We start from the raw sequence: 25,120 nt of genomic DNA on the forward strand, positions 1-25,120 counted from the left end.
ACCAAAAAAAGCTGCGTACCTGTTCCGACAGCGGTTATTAGCAGTATTGGAGTTTAGTACTGGAATGAAACATAGCCCCTAGCTTTCATGCCGGGGATGTGGCGTAAAGCCATGATTGTTTTTGTATCGTCCGTTTTTCTGCCTACATTCAATGCGATCTTCTGATCGACCATGCCCTTCCACCAGTTCAGCGTTTTGATCCCAGCCTCGGTGTTCACCAGCGAAGCGGTCGCAGGTTCTGTACGACCGTTACCGTTATTCACGTATTCTGCGCCTTGATTCGCAAAGAACTGCTCCATAAACCATCCGTAAATGGCGAATGAAGCCCCATACTTGCCGTCCTTCGTCAACGCCTTGGCTGCTTCCTCTACTTCTTCGAAGGTCGTCGGCGGATTTTCTGGATCCAGTCCTGCTTCCCTGAACATATCCTTGTTGTAATACAAGATCGGATTCGAAGTATTGAACGGCATCGAATACAGCCGATCGTCAAACGTATAATAGCCTAATATATTTTCTTCTAAATCTGATATATCATAGTTTTCAGCGTCAATAAATTTTTGAATCGGCGTAATATTGCCGGAATCAATCATATAGCGGCTTCCGATCTCATACACCTGCATCAGGGCCGGTGCTTGATCCGTACCCTGCGAAGACTTCAGCTTATTCAGACTTTCATCATAACTGCCTTGAAAAATCGCTTCTACCACATAATCATCCTGCGAAGCATTAAAATCAGCAACAAGCTTGTCAACAGCTTTTCCGAGTTCATTGCCCATGGCATGCCACCAAATGACCTTCACCGGCTCGTCGTTTGTGTCGTTCTGTGTATTTTGCGTATTCTCCGTATTCTCGCCTGCAGCTTGTGCCCCCGTCGTATTCGCATGGTTCCCATTGCTGCTATTGCCGCCATTGTTTCCGCATGCCGCCGCAAATACCGTAAGCAGCAGCAAGACGACAAGGATGAACTTAGGTTGCGACCTTCTTTTCATCGTCTGTTTCCTCTCCCTTTCATGGTTCGTATAGTTTTATAGCAACCCGGGCGAAAAAAGCACTGCCTTCACACCCCGGTGATGCCCGTTCCTGAGTCTAGCCCTTAACGGCGCCAGCTGTGATTCCCCGCACGAGCTGCTTCAATCCAAGCAAGAGCAGCAGCAATGACGGAAGTAGAATAAGCGCCACTCCAGCCAGCACAAGGTTCCAAGACATGAATTCCTCCCACTGCAGCATGCTGATTCCAATCTGTACCGTGCGCATCGTCTCCGAATTCGTAATGAGCAGCGGCCATAAATAGCTGTTCCATGTGTTCAAAAACACATAGACGGCAAGTGTCGCCAGCGCAGGGCGCGCCAGCGGCAGTACAATCCACAGAAAGCTGCGGGCATGTCCGCATCCGTCCATTCTAGCTGCCTCGAACAATTCCTTAGGAATTTGCATAAAATATTGCCTCAGTAAGAACACCCCGAAGGCTGCCGCAAAGAACGGAACCGTTAAACCCTGATAGCTGTCCGTCCATCCCCATGCACGTACAGTCAAATAATTCGGGATAATCGTCACTTCCCAAGGGACCATCATCGTGGACAAGAAAATAGCAAACCAAACATTTCTCCCAACGAAGCTTATGTAGGTGAAGGCATAAGCCGCCATACTCGCCGTAATAAGCTGCCCAGCCATCACGATTGTCGAAACGATAAAGCTGTTCATTATGAAAGCGGCGATTGGCACCGTATCCACGACATCCGATATGTTGCCGAAATACATACTGCCCGGCCACAGCTTCGGCGGATACAATGCAGCTTCTTCTGGCGTCATGAAGGAGGATAAAAATACATAAATGATCGGATAGAGTACGATGAGCGCCATCACTATAAGAATGAAATAGAGAGGGATGAAGCGTATCGATTTGCTCATTGATAATGCACCTTCTTTTCCAGCACTTTGAACTGCAGCATCGTCAAAATGAGAATGATCGCGAATAAAACGAGTGCCTGTGCGCTCCCTTCGCCGAACCGATAGTTGACGAACGCATCCTGATAAATTTGGTATACGACGACATTGGTCATATTCATCGGGCCGCCCTTGGTCATGATGTGGATTTGAGCGAACGTCTGAAACGCACCGATCACAGAAACAACGAGCACGAAGAAAAGCGTCGGCGACAACAGCGGCAGCAGCAAACTCCAGAAGCTCCTTACGGGCCCTGCACCATCGATTTTGGCGCTGTCATAAATATCCTGAGGAATGCTTTGAAAGCCGCTGAGCAGTACGATGTAGTTAAACCCCAAATTCATCCAAACCGTGACGATTGAAACCGAGATCAGCGCCCATGCAGGATCAGACAACCAAAATACAGGGTCTATCCCGACTTTGGATAAGAAATAATTCAGCATTCCTGTCGTAGGGTGAAACAGCTGCGTCCAAATCACCGCCCCCGTACCTGCGGAAATGGCGATCGGCAGCGAGAAGATGAACTGAAACATGCTCATCCCCTTCAGCTTATGGTGTGTGAAGGCCGCGAGGATCAGCGCCCAGACGATCGCTGCGGGTACGGTGTAAAGTACAAACTGCATCGTCACCTTCAAATTGTTTAAAAACTTGTCCGTCGTAAACAATTGGGTAAAATTATCGAGTCCGACCCAGCCGGCAACTCTGCCCTGCGGATCTGTCATATGAAAGCTTAAATAGATTGATTGAAACAGCGGGTAGAATAAGAAGATACTAAAGATGACGAGGCATGGAAGCAAAAACAAATAACCGGTCATATTCTCTTTCCAATGAAACGATTTTGCACGTGCGGCTTTATTCTTCCCCGCTTCAGAAGACCATCTCTTCGGTACGGTGAGTTCATTCGGCCTTGTCATATGGCACCTCCCTGAGCATTGACCCGTTCAGTATAAAGGGAAAATATGAGGTGTATGTAAATGTTTGTAAATTATAGGTTAAAAAAAAATGAAGATTATATAAACTGCCATTAAAATAGAGCCCTTCAGCAAGGGCTCCAAGCATTGCACTATAAAGCAGGTTTCTCTTGATCAGACATCCAAACGGCGAAGATAAAGCGGATCTTAAAGCTCCATCACGATCCGATGCGGTTCGCCCAAAAAATGGTTTCATTCAAAATAAAAAAGCGGATACCTCCGATTTCGAAGATATCCGCCTTTAATCTAGGAAATAATTATATGTCGGTAAAAATTACTTCTGTCCCGCAACGAATCGATACATTTCTGGAATGACCTTGCTCGTGCTGCCGTTCTCCCAAAGCTTCAGCATATCCGCCATATACTCCTGCCACCTTTGATCGGCCGGATGACTGGCAATTCGGGACATCGCTTCTTCGAAGTTGTCGACCTCCATGTACGCGAACAATGTTCCTTCGTGAAAAAAGATATGGTACCGATGAATGCCAACCTCAGCGAACAGCTGTTCAAGCTCAGGATCCACCTGCTGATGCCTGCGCCAATACTCTTCTTTCTGAGCGGGATCAATGCTTAAAACGAATGCAACATGTTCCATAATAGATGCCTCCCTCTTTTTCCATCTCCATTATCCTTTCAACCCGCTTGTGCTAATTCCTTCCACAATATATTTCTGGAAGAAGAAAAACACTACAAACACCGGTAAAAGGGTCACAATCGACATCGCGAACATTGCTCCCCAATTGGATACCGTTTCGTTATCAAGGAACATTTTGAGCGCCATAGAGACCGGATATTTCCCTGGACTGTTCAAATACATCACCGGACCAAGCAGGTTTTCCCATCCCCAATAGAAGGAGAAAATCGAGGCCGTTGCGATGGCGGGAGCAATCAATGGAACGATCACTCGGTAAAACAACCGAAATTTGCCGCATCCGTCAATCGTCGCCGCTTCATCCAGCTCCTGCGGGATCGTGCGGATAAACTGAATCATAAGAAATATAAAGAACGCATGGCCAAAATAGCTTGGTACGACCAAAGGCTTAATCGAATTCAGCCAGCCGAGCTCGGAGAACAGGATGTACTGCGGAATCATGACGACCTCAAAAGGCAGCATTAACGTCAGCATCATAATCGCAAACCAAAACCCCTTGCCGAAAAACTGCAGCCGGGCAAAGCCGAAGGCAATCAGCGCGGAGGAAATGACATGTCCAACGGTCGACAATGCGACGATGACGAGTGAATTTTTAATAAAAACGAGAAAAGAATATCCTCCGATCCCTTCCCAGCCCTGCTTGTAATTATCCCAAATCCAAGTCTCCGGGATGAGCGAATCGGCTGTAACGAAGATCGTCTCGCTCGGCTTGAATGAACTCATCAGCAGCCAGATGACGGGATACAGCATCAGAAATGCGAAGCCTGCCAAAAATAGATGATACAGTGTACGTTTGACATACCGTTTCGTCGTCATTTAGCGGTCTCCTTTCGACTCATAATGCACCCAGAAACGGGAAGTGAGGAATAAAATCGCGGTCAAGATCGCGATAACAATCAGCATCGTCCAAGCCATTGCAGACGCGTAGCCCATCCGGAAATATTCAAAGCCTTGCTTGAACAGATACAGCGAGTAAAGCAGTGTCCCGCCGAGCGGATCGCCCGTTCCCTTGGAAATAATGAACGCGGGCACGAAGGTCATGAAGGCCGCGATCGTCTGCATAATCGTATTGAACAAAATAACCGGACTCAGCATCGGCAGGGTAATCTTGAAAAATTTCTGAACACCGTTTGCCCCGTCTACACTGGCCGCCTCATAATAGCTCGCCGGAATATTTTTTAATCCTGCTAGGAAAATGAGCATGGACGAGCCGAACTGCCATACCGATAAAAAAATGAGCATCCATAGTGCAGCCAGCGGGTCCCCGAACCAGCGCACGCTTTCCAGCCCAAGAAACGTGAGCAGCAGATTAATGATTCCTTCATCGCCAAAAATATTACGCCACATGATGCCTACAGCTACACTTCCGCCGATAATCGAAGGAAGATAGTACAGCGTCCGGTACAAGCCGATGGCACGGGAAGCGGTATTGAGCAGCATCGCCACGAATAAAGCGAACGCAAGACGCAGCGGCACCCCTGCGAATACGTAGATGAAGGTGACTTTGACGGACTGCCAGTAATTGCTGTCATTTAGAAACATTTCTTTGTAATTATCGATTCCAACCCAATCCGGTGATGTAAACATATCGTATCTTGTAAAAGACAAATAGAGTGAATAGGCCACGGGGATCAAAGTAAACAACAGAAAACCAACGATGAACGGGCTAATAAACGCATACCCGGTTAAATGCCTTCGCAACACTCTCGCTTTCATCGCTCCAACTCCCATTAAGGCATGATTTCCAAGCTCGTATTACAGTGCAGCCGGATGATCTCATATACAGTGAGACCATTCCGGCTGCCTTCTATCACTTCTTGTATCAAAATGAATTCCAATTTCCTGGTATTCCTGCTGCCCCGTGTTACTTATTGCGGGATAAGATATTATTCGCGTCTTTGCGGAACTTCGCAGCCGCATCCTCCGCGGAAATTTGCTCGTAATCCATTTGCTCCACCAAGTCTCCCAGCAGCGTCATGATTTCAGCTGCACCAACAGGATCCGGCGGATCCATCTGGCTGCTGTTTTGCTCAACCCAAGAGACATAATCAAATACCTGTACCTGCTGCTCCGACAGCAGCGGCTTGAGCGCTTCCTTCACCACGTTGGATCCAGGAACGCCGCGCTCTCCTAAGATCAATTTGTTCGCTTCCACATCATTCACGAAGAAGTTGATGAATTTCGCCGCTTCCTCTTTATGCTTGGAATTTTCGGAAACAGAAAAATACATGCTTGGTTTCAGGAACATGCCTTCTTTCAATCCCGGACCCGGCATCGGCTGCATCGCAAACGGGCGGTCGGCTACGGACTGCAGGCCGACGAATTGATTCGACCACTGCCAAATGCCAATCGCATTGCCCTTCACCACGGGATCATCCTCAATGCCCTTCACCTGTGCTACGTAATCTGGAGATGGTATCGCCCCTTCCTTCACCAGCTCCGTAAGCGGCTGGAAGAAGTCGATAAACAACCTGTCATCTTCATATCCGAGAGAAGTTCCGTCTGCGGCATAAAGCGTGCTGCCTTTCGTACGCAGGTAGTAAGCAAAGAACACTTCCGGTCTCATTCTCGTATCCATATAAACGCCCGCGTCCTTCGCTTTTCCAGCCAATTCATAATAATCGTCCCATGTCCAATCCTCCGGGATACTCTCAACGCCTGTCTTCTTCAGCAGCTCCGGATCATAGTGGAAACCGATCGCGTTCACACCGAGATTAAATCCGTACAGCTTATCGCCTAGTTTGCCGCCGGATACAACCGTATCGCTAATATCGCTGATGTCAATTTCTTTATTCAGATAAGGTGTCAAGTCTGCCAGCTGTCCTCGTCCACCGTATTGGGATATATACGAGAGATCCATCTGAATGATGTCCGGAAGCTCGTTCGCGGATGCTTGCGGCGCGAGCCGCTTCCAATAATCGTCCCAGCTTGCATATTCGGGTTCAATTTTGACATGCGGATTTTGTTCCTCATACATCTCAATAACCTTCAACGTATAGTCATGCCGCGGCTGACTTCCCCACCAAGCAATTCGCAGCGTGATTTCTTCCGGTTCACCAGAACCTTCCCCTCCATTATTTCCGTTGCTGCCTGATGCGATGTTATTCTCATTGCCTCCGCATGCAGCCAGTGACAATATGAGCGTTAGAGCTAACAACAAGATCCATGCTTTCTTCATTGAACACCCTCCCCTTTTTTACGCACCATTGTGATGCATCTGACATCATTTTAGAAATTTAAGCGCTTTCTTAAAAGGTAAATAACCGTTCCTTTTGTATAAAAAATAGAGGTTCCGTTACGGAGACCTCAAAAATTCTGTCGGTGAGCATCCCGTATATTTCTTAAAAACCTTGCTGAAATATTGCGGATTGCCTTCGAATCCTAGCCGATCTGCAATTTCAAACACCTTCAACTCCTGCTGCTTCATGAGCTCCACCGCGTGCTCCATCCGCAGTTTCATGACATACCCTGAGAACTTTTCACCCGTTTCCTTTTTGAACAGCTTGCCGAGATAATCCTCGTTCATGTACAGCATTTCACTTGCGACCCAGTGAAGGGAAAGTCTTGGATTGCCAAGGTTGCTGTGAATGATATCCAGCACTTTCTGAATAATGGAGGAATGCCTGCGTTTGTTTTGCTGATAATGACTCATGGTGATGCGTTCCGCTGCGGAAACGATAAAATCTCGCAGAGCCTGCAGCGTGTCCATTTGCTCCATCCGTGCGACTTCGTGCAGATCCTTCTGAATCGATTCCGAACCGCTTTGACGAATGATCGAGAGATACAGCTGAATCAAATACGACTTCGCCACGGTCGTCTCCAATCTCCACTCACTGAGAACATCAAATATATGCCGGAGCTCCTCTTCCACATCGTGCCATCTTCCGGCTTTGATCAGCAGTACAATCTTATCCTCATCGAACGGGAAGGTGATGGTTTCATTAGACGCAGGCTGCATCGGGTCCCCAATATCCTTTTTCGTAATCAGACCCCCTTCCCCCAAATAAAATCGATGATGAAGACATTCCAGCGTTTCCCGGTACATTCGACGGGCATGTGTTATGTTTCCCGCTTCACTAAGAGCGATGGTTGTTTCAATATGGTAAAATCCGGCGAACGTCTTTCGGATTTGTTCAATATGATGGAAAAGCAGCTCCGGCTCATACGCGTCTTTAATCAAAATCAGTACATGCTGACCAATCGTTGTACTTAAAAGCAGAATATCCTTCCCTAAAATATCCTCGGCAATATTTTGCAGTGCGAACATATGCTCATATTGGGTCGCTCCTTCCAGCTGAAACAGCATCAGGCGAACTTCCCCTTGATCCGCCGACAAGCCGAACAGCCGTCTGTAATTCTCCCAATCCCTTACGCCATATGTTTTGTTCGTGACCAGTTCCTTCAAAAACTGCTGCTTGGCATGCGGAAGCACCTTGTTCAGTTCCTGTTGTAAATGGCGGAGGAAATCCTTTCGGTTTTCCCGCTGCTTCAGGTCGAGGATCACTTCTCGCAGCACCTTTTGGATCGCCTGCTCACTGCAGGGCTTCAACAAATAGTGCTTGACTCCGAAGCGCATCGCTTGTCTCGCATAGTCAAATTCATTGAAGCCGGACAGAAGTATACATTCGATGCTTTCGTCATGCTCCTTGCATTTCTCTACGAGCTGGAGACCATCCATTCCAGGCATTCGAATATCTGTGATCACGATATCCGGCGTATGCTCACATATCCAATCCATCGCTTCGATCCCGTTGCGCGCTGTTCCGCTCAGCTCTGCACCTTCCGAAGCCCAATCCACCATACGGGAGATGCCCTCTAATATCATTCGTTCATCATCCACCAACAGCACTTTGTACATGTCCGATTCCCCTTTCGTACGGCAGCCTGATCTGCACCTGAGTTCCTTTGAATCTTTCGCTTTCAATATAAATGCCATATTCGTCGCCAAAGAGCATCTGTATGCGTTCCTGGATGTTGCGCAGGCCAATCCCCGTTCCTCTGGGTGCCGCATCGCCTTTGCGAAGCTTTTCTAAAAAAGCGTGCTCCATTCCGGGACCGTCATCGGACACTGTCACAAGCAGCTGATTCTGATGGACCACCGCCGAGATGCGAATCTCACAGCCATGAATTTGCTGTTCCACGCCGTAGCGAATCGCATTTTCCACCAGCGGCTGGAGCGTCATCTTCGGGATGGTACAGCTGTACAGTTCCGTAGGAATATCGTTATGAAAATTCAGCCTTTCCTCGAATCGGTATTTCTGAATCGTAATATAGCTGTCCAGAATTTTCAGCTCGTGCTCGAGCGAAACGATCGGTTCCTGAAAGCTGATCGAGTTGCGAAGCAGGTAGCCTAAACATTCCGCCATACGGGCTGTCTGCAGCTCGCCGCTCATTTTCGATGTCCAATGAATGGAATCGAGCGTATTATATAAGAAATGCGGATTGATCTGCGCCTGCAGCGCCTTGAATTCTGAGTCCTTCATGACGAGCTGGGATTCGTAATTTTCTTTGATCAGCTCATTGATCCGCTGCAGCATCATACGGAAGTTGCGATGCATCTGCCCAGATTCATCCATCGGCAGCCGCCGATCCTCCTCTTCCTCTTCTTCGGAATATTGAAAATTTCCAAGCTGAACCTTTTTCATTTTCATATTCAACCGTTCGATCGGGATCGTAATGCTCCGGGCAAAACGAAAGGCAATAAACATCACGATGATAAAAGATGCCGCCAATACCCCAAGCACCGCATTTCTTACAAGCACTATCGTTTGAAACAAATTGTCATAGGGAGTCAGAATCATATAAGTCCATTCCGTATGACCGGAGGGAGCATAAGTAACAAAATATCGGTCGCCTTCTATTTTTACGATTTGGTAGCCTTCGGAATGTTCCAAATTCATCCTCAGCGGCTTGGACGAAATCTTCTCGTCATGCGGATACAGCTGCTGCTCGCCATTCCAAATGAGAAAGCTCCCCCCTTCTTTCATCCCTCTGGAATAATCCGAGAAAATTTCCTCTAGATCCAGCCGTATCGTCAGCGTGCCGAGCCGCTCCAGCTCCAAATTCTCATAAGACCGGACGGCTCTGGCGGCAATTAATGCGCGGTCTGATCCATCCGGAAAGACCCAGCGGTTCCCTCCTTCCTCCAGCGAGGCCTCTGCCTTGATTTGCTCCATGCGCTCGCGCGAGATCTCGATCTGCTGATTCCCGATCGCAGATTCATTACCATGAACGTCGAACATATGCGCAGATAAAATATACTTATCCGTGCCCGCAATTTCGATCATTCTCTCCTTTAGGTTGGCACGCAACACGAATTGCTGATAAAGAGAAACGCTTTTTTGAATTTGCATCAAATACGATTGCACCATGGGGTCGGTGCTGATTCGGTAAGACAGCCGTTCCATCTTTCTAAGCTCATTTTCGATCCCGTTGGAGGATACGTTAAGGGCTTGGGCCGACTGCCTGTAGAACTCTTCGTTGTACACTTTAAAGGCATATTGAAGAATGGCGAGGCAGCCTCCACTGAATGCCAGCAAAACAAACGAAATAAGAATGAACAATTTGTGCTTGATTCGCAAATTCCGGTAAAGCGCTTTCATTTAATTCTGCACTTCCCTCCTATGGTTTCAATCAACGCCACAGCTTCCATTCCACTAGATTGTATCTTATTTGCTTCTTCCTGCCGTTCTCTTCTTATAGCACAGCCAAGTTTTGGCCAAAGACTCATGGTCCTCGTGCGTCGATATTTTATCGATAAAGAAAAAGTCTTCCGGGTGTATCTGAATTCTGCCTATCGGCTTCACCGGCACTGAACTCACCCATTCATCGAAACGAAGCTTGCCTTTTCCTGCCATAGTAAAAGACGCCTTCGGCAAAATATAGAGCATCCCGCACGTCCATGGACTGCTTCTCATCGTCGACGGGTTCAACGAATAAAAGTGATATCTCTTCTTCTTATGCACGAGGCAGCCGTTGCGAAAGCTTCCTTGAACCTTGGCACGATCGAGTACAGCATAGAACATCGGCCAAATCGGGTCCGTCGTGGCAAATACGGATTTCGTCCACTGCCCGTTATACAGCGTCTGCTCACGCGGTTCAAATCGTTCAATATCTATATGATTGGAGCCGTGAAACACGACGTCCAGCTGATGTGACAGGTAATGGAGAAAATGATGCTTTGGATAACGAAGCGTGGCGGTTATCGGCTTATGAGGATAAAGCCGCATGTGGTTCAACAGATTCTCAAAATACTGCTCCTGCTCAATATCCATTTCCACCGACGGAGAACGATAAAACAGCTTTTGCATCATGTAAGAAAGCATGAACCGTCGAACCTCCTCAATGAGCAATCTAGCAATGCCTTGTTACTAGATTTTAATGAATGGCATCATCCTGAAGCAAGAATATTATATCATAATCACCTCATATCCCCCTCATTTCATTTTCCTGCTCCCCAAAACGAAAGCAGCAGGCCTTTTGATTGATCACATGCATCCGAGGTACGACAAGGACATAGTGCATTCGGACCTTGCTGACTCCGTCGATATCTGTCGATTTAACAAGGAAATCTGAACCTATTAGCATCTTCACTTTCAAATTGTCTAGTTCCTATAATGAAATTTGGTTCACATATGACTAGGGGAGGGGAATTTATTTGAGAACGAATCGAAGCAGATGGATGAAAGCAGTATGGCTGGGTATCCTCGCGTTCATTTTAACGCTTGGCAGCTTTGCACCAACCGCCGAGGCTGCTGGACAAATGGAAATTATCAGCTCAGAGCACGAACTCGTAGACGGAAAAATGAAAGTCACCGTCGATGTACATAACGCAGGATCAGGTCAAAAAGGCGGTGTCGCCGTTGTTGGTCACGACGAGCAGGGTAATCCGATTGAGGTAAAAACGAACTACGATTATCTTACCAGCAACGAGACCGCCGTGTTCGAGGTATTTCTAGACAGCGGGGCGCTTGTCAAATCGGTTGAGGTGATCCCGACAGGAAATCAAAGCAAAATCTCCTTATTAGCCTTCGGAAGCCGAATGAGCGGCGGCTACCTTGAAGTGACTGGAGCTGTCGAAAACGGCGGGGCTGGGGAAGTTATCGGCTTGGTTGCTTCCGGATACGACAAGAACGGGAAACTGATTGAAGTTCGTGGCGCTGACAATTATTTAACATCCAATGAGCCCGGCACCTTCACTGTTCAGCTCAAGCATGCCGATCTGATCGATTCCGTACAAGTAGAGGTGACGGGTAACGCAAGCCATTTCGAGCTGATAAACTATGGAAGCGTTCTGAAGGATGGCGTACTCGAAGCCACTGCGAGTGTAGAAAACGGGGGCTCAGGACAAAATGTCGGAGTGGTGTTCGAAGGCTATGACAAGAACGGCGTCTTAATCGAGACCACATCGGCTGACCAATATTTAACCGGACATGAGGTAGGCAACTATGAAGTCACTTTTGATGCCGGGGCTCACATCGCGTCCGTCAAGGCTTTTGCCGCAGGCGACTCGATCGATCTGAAGCTGCTGTCCCACGGTTCCCGCATTCAGGATGGAAAGCGGATTGTCACCGCAGCCGTTGAGAACGGTTCTTCAGGCCAGACGGTCAGTGTCATTGTACACGGCTACGATGCCAAGGGACAATTAATTGAAGTGAGCGGCGGCTCCGGCTACTTCGTGGGCAAGGAAATCAGCACTTTCGAGACGGTGCTGAACGCCGGCTCGCAGGTCAAGTTTGTTCGTGTATACACGGAAGGTACAGAAGGCTACGCCAAGGGTTGGGGCTACGGCATATACCAAAAGGACGGTAGAAAAGTAATTACCGGTGCATTGACGAACGGAAACAAAGGCCAAAAGGTCACCGTTAAAATCGTGCCTTACAACTCGAAAGGCCAGCAAATGACAGTTCATACGGATGATGCATATTTCACGAGCGGTGAAGCGGGTATATATGAATTCATACTTACATCTGGAACAGCCCGAGCTTCCGTAGTGATTTACAATGAAGATGGCAGCCGCGTACCGATAGCCAGCTTCTCTGCCATTAACGTAGAAATCGATGGCGTTCTGCAGCAGTACGAGCAGCCGCCCGTGAATCACAACGGCAACATCTTGGTGCCGATGCGTGCCATCTTCGAAGCACTGGGCAGTGAAATCAAGTGGGATCAAGCGACGCAAACCGTCACTTCTGAGAAAGACGGCACTGTGGTGGTGCTGAGGATTGGTTCCAAGCAAGCGACGATGAGTGGCCAGAATGTTACATTGAACGCCGCACCTGCCGTCGTTAACCAAACGACGATGGTGCCGATCCGCTTCGTCAGCGAGGCGCTTGGCGCGGATGTAAAATGGGACAGCAGCACGCAAACGGTCATTATACAAACGACACCTGCTTCAGAGTAAAACAAACGATCCATTATCTTAATACATTCGTCAAAAAGGGAGCTTCCACGGCGATCATGATCCGATGGAGCTCCCTTTGCAATCGAGATCATCCTTCTAAAATCGATTGATTATACCGTCCCTTCATCGAAATAAATAATCTCCATTTTGCTGCGGACGATGCCGCTGATCCCTTCCTTATAGTACGGCATCCACTGATCTGCCTGCTGAAGGTCGACCCAGCGGATTTCTCCGATCTCATCCGGTCGGAAAATCTTCTCCTCTCCCCCAACGATCTCTGCCCTAAACGTCATAAACAGGGCATGTTCCTTGCTGCGCTCAAGGAAAGCCTCATTCACCGAAACAATGCCGTGTACTCTTACATCCAGTCCGGTTTCTTCCTTCGCTTCACGGATCATCGCCTTCTCCAGTGTTTCCCCTGCTTCCACGGCGCCTCCTGGCAGTGTCCAAGTTTCGTTGTCCTTATTGTTCACCATAAGGACGCGAGTTTTCGACTCATCTGTAATTAAGGCGTAAACAACATCCACTCTCTTCAGTTTTTTTCATCCTCTCTAAGCTCTAGGCTCGGCCAATTTGATAATGATGTCTACTTATCATGTTCAAGCATCGATGTGCAATCTACTGAATATTCTTCCATTCTAGCTTGAATCCCAATGCCTCTCAATAGAAATAAATTCGCTGCCTCCCGCTTGTCTCCATACATAATTCACTGCTCGTTCACATAGATTTAACCAATATCCTGTAACTGCCAAAATGATAGGGTCCACTATAAAGGAGGAGTGTTTATGCGTTCGACACGATTACCGCTGAGCGGCTCGCTGCACAAAATGGCTGTACTGTTCCTCGTGGCATCTCTGTTCATCGCCATTCCAGTCCTACATACCGATGCGAAGGAGGGTATCCCTTACGGGAAACGAAAAGAAGCAGCCCTGCAAGGCCCGACCATCCAGATTGATCCGGGTTTTCTGTACTATCAAGATCGATCGGTTGAATCCATTGCTGACGAAATGGTACAGAATGGATACCGATCGGTTCGCTATTTCGTCGTGAACGAAAACAACGTGAACCGCGAGCTTGTTGAAGCATTCCAAGAACGTGGGCTGGCCGTATGGGCGCTCGTGCTCGGCAATGGCTCATACTCCGTCCAAGGATTCCCTGAGGAATGGCCGCAGTGGCAGATGGAGCTGCTGACACCGGTGAATGATGGTTATTACCGCTTTTCTCCGCATAATGAAAACTATGTAAAATGGAAGAAGCAAAAATTAGCTGAAATCGTCTCCGAAATCCCCTTCGATGGCATCGAGATCGCCGAGCCTTATTTCCCCGAATGGAATGGCATCAGCCGCGGCGTATATGGGGATGTCGGTCCGAATGCGCAGGCTGCATTTGAAGAGCAGTATGGAAAATCAATTCCTAATTTCACAGATCCAAGCGACCCGGATTATTATTTGACGAACAAGGCGCTGTACGAAGATTGGGTTCAGTTTCGGGTGGACACCGTGAACGGATTTTTAGATGAAATCATCAACGGGGAGGGAGGCGTGCGGGATGCGCGAAAAGATATTCTCGTCGCGACCTGGTCTCTTGCGATTGATGCGGGGCCCGATTCTGTAGACGTGCTGCGGGAAATCCAAGGCTTAGATGCAGCTGCGATGATTTCCGCGGTAGAACCGGATATTCATTTCCTCCAGACGCATTGGCCGGATTGGATGAAATCTCAAGACGCGCTTCCGCCGCAGTACATTCACAGCTACCAGAACTTCGTTGATCAAATTAGGGCCGTTCATCCTGACCTTCCGTTAGGCGTTCAAGCCGATATCGGTTCAGGACTCTATATGGTGAAGGATCGTGACTGGTATGAATCATTGGGTGAAGCAGCACTAGGTATGGGCTTCAGCACGTGGACGGCGTATGAGTACCATCTCGGAAAATATATCTATGATGAAGCGCCCAGACCTGTCACCGTGACACGGCCCGATCACGATACGGCGGTCATTTCGTTCCAGAAGCGTGTAGATGAAGCATCCGCCAAGCTTCCAGGGAGCCTCATGATCGTGACAGGGACAGGAGAACAACCCGTCGCTCCGGACGATATTATCGTAGACGGCAATCGAATCATCATCTCTTCGAACGCACTGCCGAAGAAGTCATTCCAGCTGCGCATCGAGCACGTCACCGATACGCCTTCCTATTGGCTGTATAACAAGACAGCGCCAGCCAACAAGGTAGAAGATGGCACAATCGTAACCGTCGGCAAGAAAAACCATTAGACACGGCAGGGCCCGTCCCAAAAATTCATGCAATACACGAAAAAAAGGACTCCCGATTGCGAAGCAAACATCGGAAGTCCTTTTTTCTATGACTTAGGAAGCTCTATCCACGTATACGGTGTTTCCATCGCTTTCAATCCATACTCGATCAACGTTATAATCGCAACCGTATCGGACGGCGGCACCGACGGCTTTCCCGTTTCAAAGAATGCAATTAAATCTTGAATGAACAATTGGAAATAATCCGATTCCGGCTTTACGACCACACTGCTGCCGGATTCATATTTCACTGCTATCTGGAACGGGCACTCCCAGCCGAAATGATGGATGCTCGCCTGCCGTCCATCGGCGAATCCGATCAGCAGCGCAGGTGACCTTGATGTACCGGTATACATCACCCTCGCCGCATCACTCCCCATCAAAGCGATGATCGGTTCGATCTGGTGAATCGAGTAATTTTCATAGCTGCCCGGCCCCCAACTGGCGATCGTCTCAATGCCTTCCCGCTTCAATTCCGCGTACTCTGCGGCATAACGCAGTGCTGACGAGGAATAAAGCGGCGTAGCGCAGCGTTCCGCCCGCTCGAACAGGCGCTCTGCTGTCTTCCGATCCGGTGCGAACGTCTTATCGATGTAAGTCGGCTTCCCCGACTGCAGCGGCAGCTGAGCCAACGCTTCGTGCTGCTCGGGATGGTCAGGAGACAGCACAACGAGCAGATCGCTTTGCTCGACCACCGCCTCAATCGAATCCAGCAGCGCCACTCCCTGTTGCTCACACCATGCCCTGTTGCTCAGGCCTCGATCCGCATCCTTCAATCCGTACGCATAAGAGACGGCCATCTGTCCGCCTGAGGCCTTCCGAATCCATTCCGGGTATTGATTCGCATGCCATTCATCAAGGAAGTAATCGATAAAGCCGATCTTCTTCATTGCCGCGCCTCCTCCTGATCGAATGCGATTTCGGCACCTCGCTCTGAAGAATCATAAATTCCCTGAATGATTTTGGACGACAATATCACCGTATCGATATGCGAAGGCAATTTCTCTCCCGTTTTAATGCACTTCAAAAAGCTGTCAATCTCGTTTTGAAAATGATCGGTGGACTGAAAGGCCGGCGTCGCCTCCAGCAGTGCACCGTGCTTCGCGCTGTACAGCTTGAAGTCCTTCCCGTACTGCAGCCGAATGCCGGCTTGATCACCTAAAAAACCAATGTACATTTCCTCAACCCCGATATTCTGCGCCCAGGCTCCGTTGAGCGTGATCGTCGGTCCTTCGGTCCGAATCATCCCTGTGACAAAATCGTCAACGTCATATGTTCCGTTCAGCTTCGGCGGACCCGCCCACATATTCATGTACGTATACTGCTCCAGCTCTTTTCCCAGCTTGCAGTATGCCTGGCCCGTCACCGTCCTCGGCTGCGGATCCCCGGTACAGTACATTACAATATCCAGAAAATGCACACCCCAATCGATCAAGGCACCGCCTCCGGCTACCGCCTTCGTCGTAAAATCACCGCCAAGGCCCGGAATGGAGCGATGCGCTCGAAAACTGACATACACATGGTATAGCTCCCCGAGCTCTCCCCCATCGATCATGTTCTTGATGACATTGACGGCCGTATTGAAGCGATTGACGACCCCGATATTCAGCACCTTCCCTGTCTCATGCTGTACCTTTTGCATTTCCAGCGCTTCGGCATACGTTCTCGCTGCCGGCTTTTCACAAAGCACATGCTTCCCTGCACGCATCGCATCGATGGCAATCGACGCATGCATGTGGTTCGGGGTGCAGATCGATACCGCCTCCACCTCCGGATCAGCCAGCGCCATGCGGTAATCGGCGATCGCCTCGCCGCATCCGTATTTCTCCGCCGCCTGCTGCGCACGCTCCACTCGGATGTCGCAAAAGTATTTCATCTCTGCTTCTGCATTCGCCAAATAGGCCGGAATATGTGCGCTGTTTGCAATCGTACCGCACCCAATGACTGCCACTTTCGTTTTGACCATCCTTTGGTCCTCCTTCTTATTTAAACCCGGTTAGAGCTGAACCGGATTGCATGAAATATTTTTGTGCGAAGAAATACAACAAAATCATTGGTACCGCCATAATGGTGGCCGCCGCCATAAGCTGCTCCCACTGTGCCCCATGATCCTGCTGGAATCCCTGCAGACCGACGGTAATCGTCCATTTCGCCGAATCGTTCAAATAAATGAGCGGCCCCATAAAATCGACGTAGGACCAAATGAACGAGAAGAGAGCCACTGTCGCGAGCGCCGGCTTAAGCAGCGGCAAAATAATTTGCACATAAATACGCAGTTCCGATGCCCCGTCGATCTTAGCCGCCTCCGAAAGCTCCCTTGGAATGCCCAACAAAAACTGCCGAAGCAGAAAAATAAAGAACGGTGCGCCGAAGAATGCCCCGATCGTCAGCGGCACAATCGTATTGACCCAGCCAAGCTCCGTAAAAATGATATACTGCGGTATGAGCTGCACTTGCGAGGGCAGAATCATCGTCGCCACCACGATCGTGAAGATGATATTCCTTCCTTTCCAAGGAATCCGCGCAATGGAATAAGCGACGAGCGGTGCGGCAAACAGCTGCCCGATAATATTAATGAAGCAAATGATGAACGTATTCAGCATGTAGCGAAAGAACGGAATCGCTTCTACCGCTGCGGAATAATTCGACCATTGGAACTCCCTGGGGAAAATACGCGGCGGCAGTTCAAATATTTCATCCGGTGTTTTCAGTGAAGTTAAAAAAAGCCAAACAAACGGAAATAGAAAAATCACGGCGAAAAAGAGCAGCGCGATGTGCGGCAGTATGCTTGTGCGAAGCTTGTAGTTCAAGCCTCTTCTCGGGCCGGGGGTTCGTGCCGATCCCTTAGAAACCGAGCTGGATGCATCCATATTCATCCTACTCACCTCCATAATAGACCCAGCGAGCGGAGGTCTTAAAGACGATCAGGGTAATCAACAGCACAATGATAAACAAGATCCACGCAAGTGCCGATGCATAGCCCATATTCAGGAAAACGAAAGCTTCTTGATACAGATTGACGGCGTAAAACAACAAGGATTGATCCGGTCCGCCCAGCGAATTACCGCCGGCTACTTTGCCGCCTGCCAATATGTAGGATTCGGTGAATATTTGAAACGCCCCAATGAGACCCATAATGAGCTGAAATAGGATAATGGGCGAGAGCGCTGGAAGTGTAATGTGCCAAAACCGCCGCCAGCTTCCCGCTCCATCGACCTCAGCCGCCTCATAAAACTGTTTCGGCACGCCCTGAAGCGCCGCCAAGAAGATGAGCGCACCCGCACCGGAACCCCAAAGACTCATGAGGATCAGTGACGGCTTCGTAAAGTTCGGGTCCTGCAGCCAAGCTGGATCCGGCAATCCTAATGCGCGAAGCGTCATATTAATAAGGCCGAACTCGGGATTTAGCATCCATGTCCATAACAGTGCGCTGGCTACAATCGGAATCACCGATGGCAAATAAAAAATCGTCCGATAATAATTAATGCCTCTCACCTTGAAATTCAAAAGCAGCGCAATCAGCAGCGAACAAGTCAGCGTAATCGGAACGGAAATGAACGCCATAAAAAAGGTGTTGCCGAACGATTTATAGAAGCTGTCATCCTCGAAAATTTCTTGGTAGTTGTCCAGTCCGACCCATTTCGGCGGATTAAACAGATCATAGTCCGTTAGACTGAAGTACAGCGAACCAAAGAACGGATACACGGTAAAAGCAAGAAACCCGATGATCCAAGGAGATGCAAAAGCTAGACCGATCCAGAAATAGTGCCTCTCCTTCTTGGACCACGCCGTTCGTTTCACGGGCCGCACTGCAGCAGATACGTCAGCTTTCATAAGCTCTCCCTCCTTTGTATGCATTGGATCTAATCCACAGCAGCGGATTAGATCCAACACTTAAAGCCTTATTCCACCAAGGGCTGTATTTCTTCCTTCACTTTTTGCAGTCCTTCCTCAAGGCTTACTTTGCCGCGCAGGATGGCATCATACTGCACTCCGAATTCGGTCATGTATTCATTGGCAAAAGGCGTCGCCGGAAAAGACTGAAGGTTCGGGCTCGACGAATAATCGAGAAACTCCTTGAAGCCCGGAACGTCATTATAGAGCGGGTTACCGAACGCTGACGACCTTGTCGGCAGGTTGCCGAGTGCAGCGGTGAATTCGGCCATCTGTTCCGGCTCAATCAGCCACTTTAAAAACTGCCACGACGCATCCGGATTCTTCACGCCATCCGGAATGTAAAACACGCTGGTCGTCACGTTGCCTGCATTTTTCAATTCCGGATTGCTCTCGTCGTATGGAATCGGGGCAATGCCATAGTTTAAGTCGGGCGCATACTGCTTAATGAACGTCGGCAGCCATTCTCCGTCAATCGTCATCGCATATTTCCCGGAGAAAAATGGATTTTGTGCAGACGCATATTGACCAAGACCTGAGGAGAATCGATCCAAATTATCTGAACCAAATTGGTCCCATATCCCTTTAGCCAACTCGATGGCCGATTTAACACCGGGATGATCCGGAGTCACTTCTTTGGACGCTTCGTCATAAAACGAGCCGCCGTAAGCATACGTAAAGGTATATGCATCCATTCCTGGCCACAAGCCCAAACGCGTCAGACGTCCATCTTCCTCTACGCTCAGCGCCGTGATATACTCCTTCAGTTCACTAATCGTTTCTGGAGGTCCGTCATAGCCGGCTTCCGCCAAAATGTCCTTGTTGTAAAACAGCATCGAAACGTGCATCGCAATAGGCAGAGCGTACGTTACACCATCGGATTGAGAGGAACTCAGTGCGGCCGGTACAAAATCGTTCAAATCGACGCCGTCCCTGCTGATATATTCATCCAACGGCATCATGGCCCCCCGGTCCCCCCAAGGGACAACGTTTTGTCCGAATTGAGACGCGATATCCGGTGGATTGCCGCCTGTAATCGCGGTAAGCTGCTTCTGATAATCGCTCTGTGACAGCCCTTTGACTTGAATGTTTGGGTTTGCCTCATTCCATTTCGCAATCAGCTTCTCCAGCGCCTCCGCTTCCGGACCGGTCCAGCCGTACCAGAAGCTCAGCTCAACCTTTTCCGGCGCATCCCCGCCGTTATTCGAATCCGAATTGGCATTTCCGCCTTCCTGTTCATTATTGTTCGAGCATCCTGCTGCGATCGTGAATATGAGAATACAGACCAGACTCCAGCCAATCACCTTTTTCCTCATGCTCTCACTCCTCCTTCTGCTTGCTCATCTCCGCACCTAACAAGATCCAGACCCCGTTATTTCCGCAAACCACCCCCAACATGCCTTTCATGCTCACCTGCTGCTCTTGTCATATCGTGTGAAGGTTTCTTCCATTTGTCGATGGAATTCCCTCTGTTATCATGTGTATGAGCACCACATCTGGGTTATATGTCATCGTTAAAAAAATTTTAAAAATAAAAAAGGGGGCTATCCCCCTTTCTTACAGAGCTATATAGCTTCCACCGGACTTTTCTTTTCCGCTAAATCCACATCCACCACATCCTGATACAGCTTCGCAATGACTGAAAAATCAAGCTCCGCATTCCCCCCGCTTGCTCCTTCTGCCATTCGGAGAAGCTGCTTCGTTAACGCTCCTAGAAAGAGCGGCGTACCGGTCGAATGACCGAGCTGCATCGCTAAATCCACATCCTTCTGCATCAGCCGCAGAGTAAATCCCGGTGTGTATGCGCCTTGCAGTATGGTACGCGGTATCCAGTCCGCAAGGATTCGATTGCAGCCGGTCGATTGCAGTACAATTTCCCGGATCAGCTCGGCATCCGCACCTGCCTTGGCCCCCATGGCCAACACTTCTGCATTCGCAGTCATGATCATTGCCGCCAGCAAATTATTGCACAGCTTAATCACCTGTCCGGTGCCCACAGGACCGGTGTAGAAGATGTTCTCTCCGACAATGCTTAAGATGGGCAAATACCGCTCGTAAACCTGCCGCTGTCCACCAGCCATAACCGCCAGCGTTCCGGAGGCCGCTTTGGCCGTCCCTCCGCTTACAGGAGCATCCAGCACGTCAATCCCTTTTTCACCCAGCCTTTCGGCAACAGACTGGATCCCTTCGGGCGAGACGGTGCTCATATTAAGGAACAAGCTGCCTGATCGCAGCGCTTCAGACAAACCCTGATGAAACAACAGGTCTTCGATTTCCGGCAAATTCGGAAGCATGCAGAACACGATATCCGCATCGGTGCCCGCTTGAACCAGATCTTCAATCCGTGCTGCGCCTTCTGACACGAGTCGGTCTACCGGTTCAGCATTTCGATGCTGCAGCACAGCTATTTCATGGCCGGCACGAAGATACAGCCTCGCCATCGATTCACCCATCAAGCCCGGACCAAGCACTACGATCTTCATAGAACCTCGCTCCTCTTTACAACTGAATTATTGATAACATGCTTGTCATCTCGTATGAACAAAAAAAGTTGTAGCCACAGGACAAATTGATGTAATAAAATATAACAAACAACTTTGATTTTTCGTCTGAACGGACCTTAATATTGCTTTTTACTTCGTTTTTTATAAAATTACGATATTTTCGGCAATACATAAGGGAGGTTTTATGACATGGAAGGCAATGATCCCATCAAACTTCATGAGCTGTTATCCCGGCCCTATTTTCAAGATGCTGAAATTATTGCTAGTCAAAAGGCATTAGAACGACCCGTTAAATGGGTCCACATTATGGAAGTGGCCAAAGTGGGCCAGCTTCTTAACGGCTGTGAGCTCATCTTGTCAACCGGCATCGGCTGGCATGATGAGGAAGAAACGAGCTTGGCTTTTTTGCGGGAGCTGATTGAAAACGACGCAGCCGGACTTTGCATTGAGCTTGGCATCTATACTGAAAGACCCTCCGGACGCATGACGGAGCTCGCACTTCAGCATGACTTCCCACTCATTTTATTTCATAAAGAAGTGAAGTACGTCGATATCACCCGAGACCTCCATACGTATTTCATTAATCGCCACCATCTGATGGTGACCAGTCTGGATCAATTAACCGACGAGTTCAACCGTATACTGTTAAGCGGCAAAGGACTCACTTCCCTGCTCCGCCTACTCCATGATAAAACGAAAAAACAAATCTCCTTTATTCCTATAGACAATACAGCTATTTTCATCCCTCCCCTGCCGAAGGAGGTTCAAAAGAACAAGCTCGCGCACCTACAGCTTCTAAAATCTCAGGATTATGGCGGGAACTCGAAAACATGTGCGGTCCGCCCCATCGACGTCATGAACCAAACGTGCGCGGATTTGGTCATGGAGGGCGAGCATGATTTGAATGAATTTGACATTCTTGCACTGGATCGATGCGCTACGGCGGTCGCCCAAGAGTGGATGCGTACAATGTACTTGGAGGAGCGAAAAAGGTATAAGGAAAACGGTTGGGTGAAAGAATGGTTGGACGGAAAGCTGAAGGAGAGCGAGATACGCGAGTTTTTTCCATCGCATCGCCCAGACGCCAGCATTGGCCTCTTCTCGGTATGCGTATTCGAAATCGACCGAAAAACACTGCGATCTCCCGAATTTGAGACACTCCTCATCCAACGGATGATCGTTGCCCGATCCCTCTTTGAACGAATCGGAATCGTGATCATCCCCACCTTGAGTCAGCAGCATCTTATCTTCGTGCTTGCCCATCTGAAGGAGGGAAACCGATGGATTGAGATGGTGCGCCGTACGATCGGCAAGCTCCAAAAAACAGACAAATCCGGTGGAACGGCTATTTTTTCCGGCATCAAAGGAGTCGGCACGGCCGAAGCTGAGATGACCCAACTGCACAGGAGCTACGTTACGGCCCTGGAAGCCATCCATATTCAGAAAACTGTCGGTACACTGCCAACCCCTTTCTACAATGAGCTTCATGTCTACAGACTCATATCAAGCCTTGAAAAATCAGGCCAGCTATACGCACTGGTACAGGATTATTTAGGCTCTCTTCTTCCATACGACCGAGAAAAAAACACCCAGCTGTTAAAAACATTAAAGGTGTATTTGCAATTATCGTGCGCAAAGCAGGAAACCGCCAAAGAACTATTTATCGTCCGCCAAACGCTGTACCATCGTTTAAATAAAATCAGTGAGCTGATGGGTGACGATTTCACGAGTCCTGAGAAACGACTTATGATTGAGCTGGCTTTATTCGCCTATGAATATCTCTACGGTCCGATTACTTAAAAAGGGATGGTCCGGGCTACCGCAGCTGCGCGATGCAGACGGCACCTAAATATTTGCGTGCGTCGGCGGTCGACAGCCGGATTTCAAGCGGCTCTTCCTCGCCTTTCGTCGGTATAAAGCGGACCCAGTCCCCATCAAGCTGTTCCATAATGCGATCCACCTGAAAGCCCGATGAGATCAACGTATCGATGATTTTCTTTTCTTCCATATAATTTTCATGCCATGCCGACATACAGCATCTCCCCTTTCATCCACAAACAGTTCTGTGTTGTTTTGTCGATCGCGGATGGCTCCATCCACCCGCGATCGACCATTTCAAATCCGTTCGTTCTGCACTATCCGACCTCTTTTTGAACTTCCGACCGGCTTCCTTCATTCAGCATGGTGAGCGCCTTCTGCCGCTGATTCCAGGTCATCGGCGGTTGTCCCGATTCCGCCTCTACCATATCGATCGCACCTTCCACTGGACACACAATCGAGCACAAATTGCAGCCAACGCAGTCCTCTTCCCTTACTTTCAAATACGGCTTTCCATTCTCATCGGTCCGCTGTTCAATGCATTGATGCGAGGTATCTTCGCAAGCGATATGGCATTTGTTGCAGTTTATGCATTGCTCCGGGTTAATTCTCGCGACGACCTGATAATTCAGATCGAGATCCCCCCAATTTTGATATTTCTCTACAGATCTGCCGATGAGTTCGGTCACGCTCGATACACCTTTTTCCTCCAGATAGTTGTTCAGCCCATCGATCATATCCTCGACGATCCGAAATCCGTGATGCATCGCAGCCGTACAGACTTGTACGCCGGTCGCCCCCATCAGCATGAATTCGGCCGCATCCTTCCATGTCGACACACCGCCGATGCCGGAAATGGGAATGTTAATTTCCGGGTGGCGAGCGCATTCAGCCAGCATATGCAGTGCAATCGGTTTGACCGCTGGTCCGCAATATCCGCCGTGAGCTCCCATCCCGCCGACATGAGGGACAGTATTCCATGAATCGAGATCGACGCCCATTAAGCTGTTGATCGTGTTAATCAATGACAGCGCATCCGCTCCGCCTTGTACAGCGGCAACGGCCGTTGCCGTAATGTCGGTAATATTCGGCGTAAGCTTCACGATCACGGGGGTCCGTGCCACTTCCTTGACCCAAAACGTCTGCTGCTCAACGAGTGAAGGAACTTGACCGGATGCCGCACCCATGCCTCGTTCCGCCATGCCGTGCGGGCATCCGAAATTCAGCTCCAGTCCGTCCGCACCGGCATCCTCAGCACGTTTCACAATTTCATGCCAAGCCTCGCGCTTCGGCTCAACCATCAACGAAATGACCAGTGCATGATCCGGAAATCTCTTCTTCGTTTCATAGATCTCCTTTAAATTCACCTCTACCGGGCGATCTGAAATCAATTCAATATTGTTAAATCCGACAACCCGCTGTCCTCCGTAGTGGAGCGCCGCAAAGCGAGAGCTCGTATTAATGACCGGGCTGCCTAACGTCTTCCATACCGCGCCGCCCCATCCGGCCTCGAACGCGCGCTGCACCTGATATCCGGTATTGGTCGGCGGAGCTGAAGCAAGCCAGAACGGATTCGGTGCTTGAATTCCAGCTAAATTAATTCGCAAATCAGCCATTCTTGCCCCTCT

The 25,120-nt window shown here is 49.1% G+C and carries 22 protein-coding genes and 1 pseudogene; 4 read left to right on the forward strand and 19 right to left on the reverse strand.

Annotated elements, in window-relative coordinates; translation table 11 throughout:
* Positions 1–95: 95 nt before the first annotated feature.
* The 3 genes and pseudogenes from ACFPXP_RS15450 to ACFPXP_RS15460 all read right to left on the reverse strand — a co-directional run.
* Positions 96–989 (reverse strand): annotated as a pseudogene (locus tag ACFPXP_RS15450) (ABC transporter substrate-binding protein); the annotation flags it as partial.
* Between the two features lie 97 nt (positions 990–1,086).
* Positions 1,087–1,908, reverse strand: coding sequence for a carbohydrate ABC transporter permease (locus ACFPXP_RS15455; protein ID WP_379895224.1), 822 nt, complete (start codon positions 1,906–1,908; stop codon positions 1,087–1,089).
* A complete protein-coding gene (locus tag ACFPXP_RS15460; protein WP_379895225.1) occupies positions 1,905–2,858 on the reverse strand; it encodes a carbohydrate ABC transporter permease in 954 nt (317 codons plus the stop codon). The genes ACFPXP_RS15455 and ACFPXP_RS15460 overlap by 4 nt, the downstream gene beginning before the upstream one ends.
* Positions 2,859–3,025: 167 nt before the next feature.
* On the opposite strand from ACFPXP_RS15460, the gene ACFPXP_RS15465 reads away from it, so the two are divergent.
* Positions 3,026–3,160, forward strand: coding sequence for a hypothetical protein (locus ACFPXP_RS15465; protein ID WP_379895226.1), 135 nt, complete (start codon positions 3,026–3,028; stop codon positions 3,158–3,160).
* 29 nt (positions 3,161–3,189) lie between these two features.
* Here ACFPXP_RS15465 and ACFPXP_RS15470 read toward each other — a convergent pair whose 3' ends face one another.
* The 7 genes from ACFPXP_RS15470 to ACFPXP_RS15500 form a co-directional block, all read right to left on the reverse strand.
* On the reverse strand, positions 3,190–3,510 hold the full coding sequence (locus ACFPXP_RS15470) for an L-rhamnose mutarotase (protein WP_379895227.1): 321 nt from the start codon (positions 3,508–3,510) through the stop codon (positions 3,190–3,192).
* A gap of 30 nt (positions 3,511–3,540) precedes the next feature.
* Complete coding sequence (locus ACFPXP_RS15475; protein ID WP_379895228.1) at positions 3,541–4,383, reverse strand: carbohydrate ABC transporter permease; 843 nt, start codon at positions 4,381–4,383, stop codon at positions 3,541–3,543.
* Positions 4,384–5,283 (reverse strand): carbohydrate ABC transporter permease, encoded by a 900-nt coding sequence (locus ACFPXP_RS15480; RefSeq protein ID WP_379895229.1) that lies wholly within the window; start codon positions 5,281–5,283, stop codon positions 4,384–4,386.
* Between the two features lie 148 nt (positions 5,284–5,431).
* Positions 5,432–6,745: an ABC transporter substrate-binding protein gene (locus ACFPXP_RS15485; protein ID WP_379895230.1), complete on the reverse strand. Its 1,314-nt coding sequence runs from the start codon at positions 6,743–6,745 to the stop codon at positions 5,432–5,434.
* A 117-nt stretch (positions 6,746–6,862) separates the two neighbouring features.
* Complete coding sequence (locus ACFPXP_RS15490) at positions 6,863–8,425, reverse strand: response regulator transcription factor (protein ID WP_379895231.1); 1,563 nt, start codon at positions 8,423–8,425, stop codon at positions 6,863–6,865.
* The gene (locus tag ACFPXP_RS15495; protein ID WP_379895232.1) at positions 8,400–10,169 is read right to left on the reverse strand and encodes a cache domain-containing sensor histidine kinase; all 1,770 of its coding nucleotides are present in this window, start codon (positions 10,167–10,169) and stop codon (positions 8,400–8,402) included. The genes ACFPXP_RS15490 and ACFPXP_RS15495 overlap by 26 nt, the downstream gene beginning before the upstream one ends.
* A 66-nt stretch (positions 10,170–10,235) precedes the next feature.
* Positions 10,236–10,892, reverse strand: coding sequence for a hypothetical protein (locus ACFPXP_RS15500; RefSeq protein WP_379895233.1), 657 nt, complete (start codon positions 10,890–10,892; stop codon positions 10,236–10,238).
* Positions 10,893–11,224: 332 nt separating this feature from the next.
* On the opposite strand from ACFPXP_RS15500, the gene ACFPXP_RS15505 reads away from it, so the two are divergent.
* Positions 11,225–12,967, forward strand: coding sequence for a stalk domain-containing protein (locus ACFPXP_RS15505; protein WP_379895234.1), 1,743 nt, complete (start codon positions 11,225–11,227; stop codon positions 12,965–12,967).
* Positions 12,968–13,077: 110 nt separating this feature from the next.
* On the opposite strand, the gene ACFPXP_RS15510 is transcribed toward ACFPXP_RS15505, so the two are convergent.
* On the reverse strand, positions 13,078–13,503 hold the full coding sequence (locus ACFPXP_RS15510; RefSeq protein ID WP_379895260.1) for an NUDIX hydrolase: 426 nt from the start codon (positions 13,501–13,503) through the stop codon (positions 13,078–13,080).
* Positions 13,504–13,752: 249 nt separating this feature from the next.
* On the opposite strand from ACFPXP_RS15510, the gene ACFPXP_RS15515 reads away from it, so the two are divergent.
* The gene (locus ACFPXP_RS15515; RefSeq protein ID WP_379895235.1) at positions 13,753–15,237 is read left to right on the forward strand and encodes an N-acyl-D-glucosamine 2-epimerase; all 1,485 of its coding nucleotides are present in this window, start codon (positions 13,753–13,755) and stop codon (positions 15,235–15,237) included.
* An 86-nt stretch (positions 15,238–15,323) separates the two neighbouring features.
* On the opposite strand, the gene ACFPXP_RS15520 is transcribed toward ACFPXP_RS15515, so the two are convergent.
* The 6 genes from ACFPXP_RS15520 to ACFPXP_RS15545 form a co-directional block, all read right to left on the reverse strand.
* Complete coding sequence (locus ACFPXP_RS15520) at positions 15,324–16,166, reverse strand: hypothetical protein (protein ID WP_379895236.1); 843 nt, start codon at positions 16,164–16,166, stop codon at positions 15,324–15,326.
* A complete protein-coding gene (locus tag ACFPXP_RS15525) occupies positions 16,163–17,242 on the reverse strand; it encodes a Gfo/Idh/MocA family protein (RefSeq protein ID WP_379895237.1) in 1,080 nt (359 codons plus the stop codon). Before ACFPXP_RS15525 ends, ACFPXP_RS15520 begins: the two co-directional genes overlap by 4 nt.
* Before the next feature lie 16 nt (positions 17,243–17,258).
* Positions 17,259–18,146: a carbohydrate ABC transporter permease gene (locus ACFPXP_RS15530; protein WP_379895261.1), complete on the reverse strand. Its 888-nt coding sequence runs from the start codon at positions 18,144–18,146 to the stop codon at positions 17,259–17,261.
* 7 nt (positions 18,147–18,153) lie between these two features.
* On the reverse strand, positions 18,154–19,110 hold the full coding sequence (locus tag ACFPXP_RS15535; RefSeq protein WP_379895238.1) for a carbohydrate ABC transporter permease: 957 nt from the start codon (positions 19,108–19,110) through the stop codon (positions 18,154–18,156).
* 68 nt (positions 19,111–19,178) lie between these two features.
* Positions 19,179–20,486 (reverse strand): ABC transporter substrate-binding protein, encoded by a 1,308-nt coding sequence (locus ACFPXP_RS15540; RefSeq protein WP_379895239.1) that lies wholly within the window; start codon positions 20,484–20,486, stop codon positions 19,179–19,181.
* A gap of 249 nt (positions 20,487–20,735) precedes the next feature.
* Positions 20,736–21,653 carry an NAD(P)-dependent oxidoreductase gene (locus ACFPXP_RS15545; RefSeq protein ID WP_379895240.1) on the reverse strand — a complete coding sequence of 306 codons (918 nt, stop codon included), beginning with the start codon at positions 21,651–21,653 and terminating at the stop codon, positions 20,736–20,738.
* A 210-nt stretch (positions 21,654–21,863) separates the two neighbouring features.
* Between ACFPXP_RS15545 and ACFPXP_RS15550 the strand changes: the two genes are divergently transcribed.
* Complete coding sequence (locus ACFPXP_RS15550) at positions 21,864–23,474, forward strand: PucR family transcriptional regulator (RefSeq protein WP_379895241.1); 1,611 nt, start codon at positions 21,864–21,866, stop codon at positions 23,472–23,474.
* A gap of 16 nt (positions 23,475–23,490) precedes the next feature.
* Here the strand turns inward: ACFPXP_RS15550 and ACFPXP_RS15555 are convergent, their stop codons facing one another.
* Together ACFPXP_RS15555 and preA are read right to left on the reverse strand one after the other, a co-directional pair.
* Complete coding sequence (locus tag ACFPXP_RS15555; RefSeq protein WP_379895242.1) at positions 23,491–23,706, reverse strand: hypothetical protein; 216 nt, start codon at positions 23,704–23,706, stop codon at positions 23,491–23,493.
* Between the two features lie 103 nt (positions 23,707–23,809).
* Positions 23,810–25,108: an NAD-dependent dihydropyrimidine dehydrogenase subunit PreA gene (gene preA, locus ACFPXP_RS15560; RefSeq protein ID WP_379895243.1), complete on the reverse strand. Its 1,299-nt coding sequence runs from the start codon at positions 25,106–25,108 to the stop codon at positions 23,810–23,812.
* Between the last annotated feature and the right edge of the window lie 12 nt (positions 25,109–25,120).

Source organism: Marinicrinis lubricantis (genome assembly GCF_042658665.1).
GTDB lineage: Bacteria > Bacillota > Bacilli > Paenibacillales > KCTC-33676 > Marinicrinis > Marinicrinis lubricantis.